This is a genomic window from Niastella populi, from assembly GCF_002078015.1.
Classification (GTDB): Bacteria; Bacteroidota; Bacteroidia; order Chitinophagales; family Chitinophagaceae; genus Niastella; species Niastella populi.
This window is the reverse complement of record NZ_LWBP01000233.1, coordinates 1-3806: the sequence shown is the minus strand read 5'-3', so window position 1 is coordinate 3806 and position 3806 is coordinate 1. Positions and strand designations below refer to the sequence as shown.

2 protein-coding genes are annotated in these 3806 nt (G+C 44.0%); both read right to left on the bottom strand.

Translation table 11 applies throughout. The features are described 5' to 3' along the window. On the bottom strand, positions 1–3050 hold a 3050-nt coding region (locus A4R26_RS30440), incomplete at its 3' end, for a response regulator (RefSeq protein ID WP_133054831.1). A gap of 19 nt (positions 3051–3069) precedes the next feature. After that, positions 3070–3806: TonB-dependent receptor domain-containing protein (locus tag A4R26_RS30435; RefSeq protein ID WP_133054830.1), on the bottom strand; the 737-nt coding region annotated here is incomplete at its 5' end.

Genomic DNA, 3806 nt, shown 5'->3' with positions numbered 1-3806 from the left:
ACAGCTTCTATTTCTTTTAACCGGAATGGTTTCGACACAAAATCATTCATCCCTACCTGCAGGCAGCGTTCCTTATCCTCCTTCATGGCGTCGGCGGTTAAGGCGATGATCGGAATGTCTTTTTTGGCCCCGCTTAACCGGCGGATCTGCAAGGTGGTATCGAACCCATCCAGTACCGGCATATTGACATCCATAAATATGAGCGACGGATTATGCTTTTCCAATAAATGAATTGCTTCCTGGCCGGTATGGGCCTTTATTACCTGTAATTGCATATTGGTCAACACCTGCGTTATCAGTTCCATATTCATCGGATTGTCCTCCGCTACCAGGATCTCTTTATGGTTTACAAACTTTACAAGCTGCGGAACATTGACGCCAGGCTCTTTTTTAAGATAAGATTGTTCAAACAAATAAGACAGCAGGTTGACCAGCTCGTTCAATTTAACGGGTTTTGACAGGAATTTATCGATACCGATCTTTTCCGCTTCGTGCTGAAACATTGTCTTTTCCAGTGAGGATAACATCAGGATGAATGGCTCGGCCGAACCGCTTAGCAGTTTTTTGATCTCTCCTACCAGGGTGATCCCATCCATATCAGGCATCTGGTGGTCTGTAATGATCAGATCGAACAACTGATCATCGTCAAGAGCCTGCTGAATAACCCTAAGCGCATCGGGCCCGTTAAAACAAATTTTGCAGGGAATATCAAGATATTCAAATATGCCCTTCATCAGTTCGCAGTTGGTAATATTATCATCGATCACCAGTACTTCACGCAGCAGCCCTTTCGACGCCATGGAGATCCGGGGCATTTCATCTATGATCTGTAACATTAAATTCAATGTAAAAGTACTGCCTTCCCCGGGTTCACTTTCAACAGATAAATTACCTTCCATAAGCTCTGCAAGGCGCCTCGATATGGTCAACCCCAAACCAGTTCCACCAAATTTGCGGGTAGTGGAAGAATCTGCCTGGGTAAAGCTCTCAAAAATAGCATCGACCTTATCTTTTGCAATACCGATGCCGGTATCTTTTACCGAAACAGCCAGTTCCAGCATTTTCCTTCCATGCACAATTTGTGTTACCCCCTGCTTTACGGTAACCAATACCTCCCCTTCGTTAGTGAATTTGATGGCATTGCCAACGAGGTTGATCAATATCTGCCTTATCCTTACCGGGTCGCCATAAAACTGCGCAGGTAACTTCGGATCGATATGACAAATGATCTCTATGTTCTTTTCCTGGGCTTTTATATCCAGCATGTCCACCGTTTCCTCTATCACTTCATTCAAACGGAAAGTAGTATTGTCGATCAGTAATTTTCCGGCTTCAATTTTGCTGAAATCGAGAATATCATTAATGATATTTAGAAGATTATAGGCCGACTTATTTACATTGCCGAGGTATTCGCGTTGTATTTTATTCAGCTCCGTGGTTAGCACAAGTTCACTAAATCCGATAATACCATTCATTGGCGTACGCAGTTCATGGCTCATATTGGCCATAAATTCGCTTTTGGCAACGCTGGCCGCTTCTGCCTTTTCTTTTGACTCCATCAACTGGGTTTCCATCTGGTTACGTTCAATAGCCGAACCCAGCGTAGCCGCGAATGATGTAAGTATCGAAAATTCGGTCTCTGTCCATTCCCGGTTTATCCTGCAATCATAAAAGCTCACAAATCCCCAGAATTCGTCCAGTACAAAAACAGGAATGACAGCCATGGACTTTGCACCGTTTTTGACATGCATGCTCCTGAACAACTCATCTTCTATATCACCGGTGAAGCTGTAATAAATTTCGTTGTTCGATAATTTCTTATAAGCACAGCCCATATTTTTAATATGCTGGAACTCGGGCCTTCTGTATTCTATTTCATTATCCCGGGCGGTCCAGCGCATCAACTGATCGGAGTGCCCGTCATTTTTCAGGTCGCCGTAATTTTTGTAAATATTGACTATGTCGATATGCATTTTCAATCCAAGCAATCGTATCGATTCGCCCATCGCTTTCTCCATATCGTTATTACTGATCAGTTCATGGGTTGCTTCGGCTACAGCCTGCAACAGCTGGTCTTTTTTATGAAGGTCATTGGCGCTTTGCTGTATTTCCTTTTCGCTTGCGCTCAGATTGTCGCGCATGATGATAAGCGCTTTCCCCAATACGTCTTCTTCGCTGAGGGGTTGAAATGGAACATTAAAATTCCGGATCCCCACTTCATGTGCAAATTGCGTAGTGGCAAGGGTTTTTTCCGACAGGTTGTTCACTGCCTGCATCATTTCGCCGATCTCGTCTTTTCGTGTTTCCAGCGCCGACCTGGGAATGATCCCTTTTCCAAGGTCGTTGACAATTGATTTTATCTTATTGATAGGACCGATGATTACTTTCGTCATATAAATAGCCAGGAATAAACCAATGCAAATAATGCTGATGGCGAGCACGACGATGATCGCCCTTAATTCATTGGAAGAACGTTCAAGGCGAATATGTTCTTCAAGTCTTACTTTTTGTCCGTAGGCGGTAACATTGCCAAGTGACCGCATTAAGGCTTCTGTTCTTGGAAGTACTTCGTCTTCAATTACCTGCTCAGCCTCCAGCCTGATCACCACGTCATCATAATCTTCAAACTTTTGTAAAGAACCCATGATGTTTTTTTCAATAACAAGCAATTCTTCAAACCCTGTAAGAACCTTCTGAAGACTGTCCTTCAAATAACTGTTTTTCCAGCGTTCCGAATAACTGTCGAGCCGCTCTTTCAGTGCCTGGTAATCTGACCGATGCAGTTGTAGCAACAGGTCCTTGTCCTGCTGTTTTGAGCGCAGGAACACCCAGTTGGTCGTGTACATTTTTGATTCCAGCATCATCTGCTTCAGATCGTTCAGTGCCACAAGAGCAGGATCGATAACTTCAGTGACATTATAAGCCAGTTTTTTATTATTCTGCAGGGTGATAAGGGTAATGATGCCATTTACCACAAAGAGAACCACAAGAAGAGAAAAACTGAGGTAGATCTTTCTTCGAAGCGTGAGGGTTGAAAAAAAGCTTTTCATGGGGTCGGATATTAGGATATTATTGAAGACTGAATGTAAGACCTGCCATTACCCGCAACGGATCCTGCAGGCTTCCATGGAATGTGATGGAGTTATTATCGTTTAGATCTACATCTACCGGGTTGCGGTAGCGCTGGTTGAGTGCATTTTGAACTTTTGCAAAAAAGGTAAACCGTTCTTTCCAGGTATATCCGGCCGATGCGTTCACAAGGGTGAAGCCCGGCAGCAGCTGCCTGTGGTGAGGGTTCGCATCATCGGTAAACCCTGTTAACCGTTGCTTTCCCGAATGCAGCAGCCTTACAGAATAATTGAAATTACCCGAATGGCCATCTATTCCTGCCCTGAACTGCCATGGAGCAACGAAAGGCAAATGCACTTCAACTATCTTTGAAGAGGGGCCGCTTTCCATTACGGTACCATCCACGTAACTTACAGAGGTCCACGCTTTAAACCTTGAGGCGCCAATGCTGAACGCGCTATTGATAATAAGATTTCCCCCGTAGTTTTTCTGCGTTCCTGCATTAAAAGGAACCTCAATATAATCGACAGGATATCCTAAATACCGGTTATTATATAAATTGGTATTCCCGTTATCCGGCACGCTGCTTATGAGATCTCTCATGTGGGTATAGTAACCGGTAAGTGTAAGGTTCAGATACTGGTTCACCTTATGGTTGATACTTATCTCGGCGGTTTGTGAAATGGTAGGCTCTAACCCGGGATTGGGAAGGTACCAAAAAGAAGACCTGTATGTTC